Annotated in this window: 3 tRNA genes and 3 rRNA genes; all 6 read right to left on the reverse strand. The window is 58.7% G+C overall.

The window, feature by feature from the left end:
* Positions 1-159 precede the first annotated feature (159 nt).
* The 6 genes from KPL78_RS29955 to KPL78_RS29980 all read right to left on the reverse strand — a co-directional run bounded on the left by KPL78_RS29955 (position 160) and on the right by KPL78_RS29980 (position 5,597).
* A tRNA-Met gene (locus tag KPL78_RS29955) sits at positions 160-236 on the reverse strand.
* A 40-nt stretch (positions 237-276) separates the two neighbouring features.
* A 5S ribosomal RNA gene (gene rrf, locus KPL78_RS29960) occupies positions 277-391 on the reverse strand.
* A gap of 108 nt (positions 392-499) precedes the next feature.
* A 23S ribosomal RNA gene (locus tag KPL78_RS29965) occupies positions 500-3,237 on the reverse strand.
* A 381-nt stretch (positions 3,238-3,618) separates the two neighbouring features.
* Positions 3,619-3,690 (reverse strand) — tRNA-Ala (locus KPL78_RS29970).
* Positions 3,691-3,793: 103 nt separating this feature from the next.
* Positions 3,794-3,870, reverse strand: a tRNA-Ile gene (locus KPL78_RS29975).
* 240 nt (positions 3,871-4,110) lie between these two features.
* A 16S ribosomal RNA gene (locus KPL78_RS29980) occupies positions 4,111-5,597 on the reverse strand.
* Together the 16S, 23S and 5S rRNA genes with 3 tRNA genes alongside form the textbook arrangement of a ribosomal RNA operon.
* Positions 5,598-5,911: the final 314 nt, after the last annotated feature.

Below are 5,911 nucleotides of genomic sequence, written 5' to 3' on the forward strand. Positions count from 1 at the left end.
TTTGTGGGGTTGAGCGGGCGCTGGTGGAGGATGGTGAGTTGGCGATCGGCTTGTTGGGTGACCTTGCCGGTGTGCTGCGCGGCGATCTGGCGGGCATTGTGTCGCTGGCTTCAAACGCAAAGCCCGCCGCGGTTGCCCGTGGCGGGTTGCAAATGGTGTTGGATGCGGGGACAGGATTTGAACCTGTGACCTTCAGGTTATGAGCCTGACGAGCTACCGGGCTGCTCCACCCCGCGTTGGGTAGGTGAGGTTCGTATCAGAGGATCCGGCCTGGTGGCCCGGCGGCGACCGACTCTCCCGCGTCTTAAGACGCAGTACCATGGGCGCTGGGGTGTTTCACGGCCGTGTTCGGGATGGGAACGGGTGTATCAACCCCGCGATGACCACCGGGCCACCGGGCCGGATCCTCGGATGAAGTGGTGTGATGATCGGTTGTGTGTGGTGCGTGGATTGGCGCTGTGCGCGGTGGATGCTTGCGCATCCGCGCGGTGGTGTAGGGGTAAGGAGTTCTATCGGGTGATTAGGACCGCTCGGCTGCACTCCTTACGGAGCTTCCACCTGCGGCCTATCGACGTGGTGGTCTACCACGGCCCTTAGGGAGACCTCGTCTTGAGGCTGGTTTCCCGCTTAGATGCCTTCAGCGGTTATCCATTCCGCACTTGGCTACCCGGCGGTGCCGCTGGCGCGACAACCGGTGCACCAGAGGTGCGTCCTTCCCGGTCCTCTCGTACTAGGGAAAGATCCTCTCAAGTCTCCAACACCCACGGCAGATAGGGACCGAACTGTCTCACGACGTTCTAAACCCAGCTCACGTACCGCTTTAATCGGCGAACAGCCGAACCCTTGGGACCTGCTCCAGCCCCGGGATGCGATGAGCCGACATCGAGGTGCCAAACCTCCCCGTCGATGTGGACTCTTGGGGGAGATCAGCCTGTTATCCCTAGAGTACCTTTTATCCGTTGAGCGATGGCCCTTCCATGCGGGACCACCGGATCACTAAGGCCGACTTTCGTCCCTGCTCGTGCTGTCGCACTCGCAGTCAGGCGGGCTTGTGCCTTTGCACTCAACAGCCGATGTCCGACCGGCTTGAGCCCACCATCGCGCGCCTCCGTTACCTTTTGGGAGGCGACCGCCCCAGTCAAACTGCCCACCAGGCAGGGTCCCGACCCCGGGTGACGGGGTTCGGTTAGACGCCAGAAAGGCGCAGGGTGGTATTTCAAGGTTGGCTCCACCAAGGCTGGCGCCCCGGCTTCAAAGCCTCCCACCTATCCTACACAGCCCCTTCCTGGCGCCACTGCCAAGCTGCAGTAAAGGTTCATAGGGTCTTTCCGTCTGACCGCGGGTACCCCGCATCTTCACGGGGAATTCAATTTCACTGAGCCCATACCGGAGACAGTGGGGAGGTCGTTACGCCATTCGTGCAGGTCGGAACTTACCCGACAAGGAATTTCGCTACCTTAGGACCGTTATAGTTACGGCCGCCGTTTACCGGGGCTTCAGTTCGGAGCTTGCACTCCTCCCTTTAACCTTCCGGCACCGGGCAGGCGTCAGACCCTATACGTCATCTCTCGATTTCGCAGAGCCCTGTGTTTTTACTAAACAGTCGCCACCCCCTGGTCTGTGCCACCCGCCCATGGTTGCCCACAGACGGGTCCCGCTTATCGCTAACTTACGCGGGCAATTTGCCTAGTTCCTTCGGTATGGTTCTCTCAAGCGCCTTGGAATACTCATCCAGTCCACCTGTGTCGGTTTCGGGTACGGTCCATATGCCAGAGCTATTTCCCGGACCAATCCAACTGCCACCCCAATCCGATAAGGAATGACAGAATTTCATGGCCGTCACTTCTGGCGGGCCCAGGAATATTCACCTGGTTCCCATCGGCTACGGCTTTCGCCCTCGCCTTAGGGGCCGGCTCACCCTGCGCGGATTAACCTTGCGCAGGAACCCTTGGACTTTCGGCGACAGAGTTTCTCACTCTGTTTGTCGTTACTCATGTCCGCATTCGCACTTCCGATACCTCCACGGCCCGTCACCGGTACCGCTTCGCAGGCCTACGGAACGCTCCGCTACCGCGTGCATTGCTGCACACCCACAGCTTCGGCAGATGGCTTGAGCCCCGGTACATTTTCGCCGCAAGACAGCTTGTTTAGACCAGTGAGCTATTACGCTTTCTTTAAAGGATGGCTGCTTCTAAGCCAACCTCCTGGTTGTTTTGGCCGTCTCACATGCTTTCCCACTTAGCCATCATTTGGGGGCCTTAGCTGGTGGTCTGGGCTGTTTCCCTCTCGACAATGGACCTTAGCACCCACTGTCTGTCTGCCCGCCTGCACTCATCGGCATTCGGAGTTCGGTAGGGTTTGGTAGGGCTTTGGGCCCCCCTAGCCCTTCCGGTGCTCTACCTCCGATGGTGATCGACGGACGATCTACCTCAATAGATTTCGCGGAGAACCAGCTATTTCCTGGTTTGATTGGCCTTTCACCCCTAACCACAGATCATCCCCGACTTTTTCAACAGGCGTGGGTTCGGTCCTCCAGTGGGTGTTACCCCACCTTCAACCTGTCCATGGCTAGATCACCAGGTTTCGGGTCTCATGCCGGCAACTATGCGCCCTATTCAGACTCGCTTTCGCTGCGCCTACACCTCTCGGCTTAAGCTTGCTGCCAACACGAACTCGCGGACCCATTATACAAAAGGTACGCCGTCACTCTTACGAGCTCCGACTGCTTGTAAGCATCCGGTTTCAGGTCTCTTTCACTCCCCTCGTCGGGGTGCTTTTCACCTTTCCCTCACGGTACTTGTGCACTATCGGTCGCCAAGGAGTATTTAGGCTTGGAGGATGGTCCCCCCATGTTCAGACAGGGTTTCACGTGCCCCGCCCTACTCAAGGATCTTTGCGAACACTACGCCTACGGGGCTATCACCCACTATGGCCGGCCTTTCCAGACCGTTCGACTTCTTTCGCAAAGACCACTGGCCTGCTCCGCGTTCGCTCGCCACTACTAGCGGAATCTCTGTTGATGTCTTTTCCTCCGGGTACTGAGATGTTTCAGTTCCCCGGGTTTGCCTCCCGCACCTATGAATTCAGTACGGGATACCCCAAAGGGGTGGGTTTCCCCATTCGGACATCCGCGGATCAACGATCGCTCGCATCTCCCCGCGGCTTTTCGCAGCGTGCCACGTCCTTCATCGCCTCTTGGCGCCAAGGCATCCACCGAATGCCCTTCTCTCACTCCTTACTCTCACCACCGCCCGCGCACAGGGCCAAACCACGCCCCGCTGCGTCAGAATTGGACGGCAGCGCCGCAGCATCACCAGGGACGCGGTCTAGTCTTGCCCCGGTCGATGTGCGTCACTCACACACACAACTGATCATCTTCACCATGTAAAAGAACATGCCGCTCCGCAGACCACCCGGCTCCCTCTTGAGGATCCCGGACCGCCAGCGCGGAACGAAACAGGTTTTGGAAGCATCGCCACGCCTCTCGGCGCGACTAGCCAGGCCTTCTATCAAACCGTCACCGCCAGCGAGAAACCGCGCCGCGATGCAGTGCATCGCGGGTCGCTTCTCTCTGCCTCCGGCGAATTTCCTTTCGCCGCAATCCGCGTCGAAAGGAAATGGAGACGGTCGGATTCGAACCGACGACCCCCTGCTTGCAAAGCAGGTGCTCTCCCACTGAGCTACGCCCCCGCGGGAGAGGATGCCAACAGCTCCACCCAAGCCGGTCAACAGCAACACTTGCGCGTCACCACACCGTCACTCAGGGGAACCAAATTTTTGCGCAGCAAAAATCTGGTGGGCCAGGGAGGACTTGAACCTCCGACCCCACGCTTATCAAGCGTGTGCTCTAACCAACTGAGCTACTGGCCCCGCACCTGCGGGGTCGCCCAATCCAGGGAAGGATGCGCGGTCGGCGCCCGCCGTGACTTGCGCCACGACCAGGCACGCCGGCAAGGCCGGTCATTCCAGAACAGTCAGGACCCTCGGTGAGAGGCTGCCCAATCCGCCAGTTCCATCCGGAACCAACCAGATCAGGCTCGTGCAGAGTTCGGTAGTCTATGAAAGGTGTCACCCAAGAACCCCGAAGGATCCATCAGGCAGACATCCTTGAAAGGAGGTGATCCAGCCGCAGGTTCCCCTACGGCTACCTTGTTACGACTTCACCCCAGTCGCTGACCCTACCGTGGTCGGCGGCCTCCTTGCGGTTAGCCAACCGGCTTAGGGTAGAACCAACTCCCATGGTGTGACGGGCGGTGTGTACAAGGCCCGGGAACGTATTCACCGCGCCATGCTGATGCGCGATTACTAGCGATTCCACCTTCACGCAGCCGAGTTGCAGGCTGCGATCTGAACTGAGACGACTTTTTGGGATCGGCTCTGCCTCGCGACATGGCTTCCCATTGTCATCGCCATTGTAGCACGTGTGTAGCCCAGCCCATAAGGGCCATGAGGACTTGACGTCATCCCCACCTTCCTCCGGCTTGTCACCGGCAGTTCCTTTAGAGTGCCCACCCAAACATGCTGGCAACTAAAGGCGAGGGTTGCGCTCGTTGCGGGACTTAACCCAACATCTCACGACACGAGCTGACGACAGCCATGCAGCACCTGTGCGTCCGGCCTATTGCTAGGAAAGTCCATCTCTGGACCGGTCCGAACCATGTCAAGGGCTGGTAAGGTTCTGCGCGTTGCTTCGAATTAAACCACATGCTCCACCGCTTGTGCGGGCCCCCGTCAATTCCTTTGAGTTTCAACCTTGCGGCCGTACTCCCCAGGCGGTGTGCTTACCGCGTTAGCTACGACACTGAGACTCTAGGAGCCCCAACATCCAGCACACATCGTTTACGGCGTGGACTACCAGGGTATCTAATCCTGTTTGCTCCCCACGCTGTCGCGCCTCAGCGTCAGTACCGAGCCAGGTGGTCGCCTTCGCCACCGGTGTTCTTCCCAATATCTACGAATTTCACCTCTACACTGGGAATTCCACCACCCTCTCTCGGCCTCAAGCTCAACAGTATCAAGCGCAGTCCCCAGGTTAAGCCCAGGAATTTCACGCCTGACTGGTCGAGCCGCCTACGCGCCCTTTACGCCCAGTAATTCCGAGCAACGCTAGCCCCCTTCGTATTACCGCGGCTGCTGGCACGAAGTTAGCCGGGGCTTCTTCTACAGGTACCGTCATCATCGTCCCTGTCGAAAGTGCTTTACGATCCGAAGACCTTCTTCACACACGCGGCATTGCTGGATCAGGGTTGCCCCCATTGTCCAATATTCCCCACTGCTGCCTCCCGTAGGAGTCTGGGCCGTGTCTCAGTCCCAGTGTGACTGATCATCCTCTCAGACCAGCTACCGATCGCAGGCTTGGTAGGCCATTACCCCACCAACTACCTAATCGGACGCAGGCTGCTCCAAAGGCGCATTACTGCTTTGTCCCTCAGGACATATGCGGTATTAGCCCCAGTTTCCCGGGGTTGTCCCCCACCTCTGGACACATTCCTACGCGTTACTCACCCGTCCGCCGCTGCCATTGCTGACCGCGCGACTTGCATGTGTTAAGCATGCCGCCAGCGTTCGCTCTGAGCCAGGATCAAACTCTCAGGTTCATTCACCAACCAGATCCCAAAAGACCCAGCCAGCTCACGAACAACCCTGCACTCACTCTACTCACCGACAATCCCAACCATCCCAAAGAACAACCAGACACCAAGCCTAAACCACCCAAGACATCAGCCCCTTCCGAGACCAACACCCGGGCGCCGACCGCGCATCCCACCCCAGCCACCCAACCAGGCACCCAAGCCCAGCCAGATCACCAAAGGCACAATCCACAGCCTCCTCAGCCCAGCACCCAGCCATCCACATCCAAGGGACAGCCAAGAACCAATCTACTTCCAAAACCCGATGCAATTTTAAAAGA

The organism is Roseomonas alba, assembly GCF_019430885.1.
In the GTDB taxonomy this organism is placed as follows: Bacteria; Pseudomonadota; Alphaproteobacteria; order Acetobacterales; family Acetobacteraceae; genus Neoroseomonas; species Neoroseomonas alba.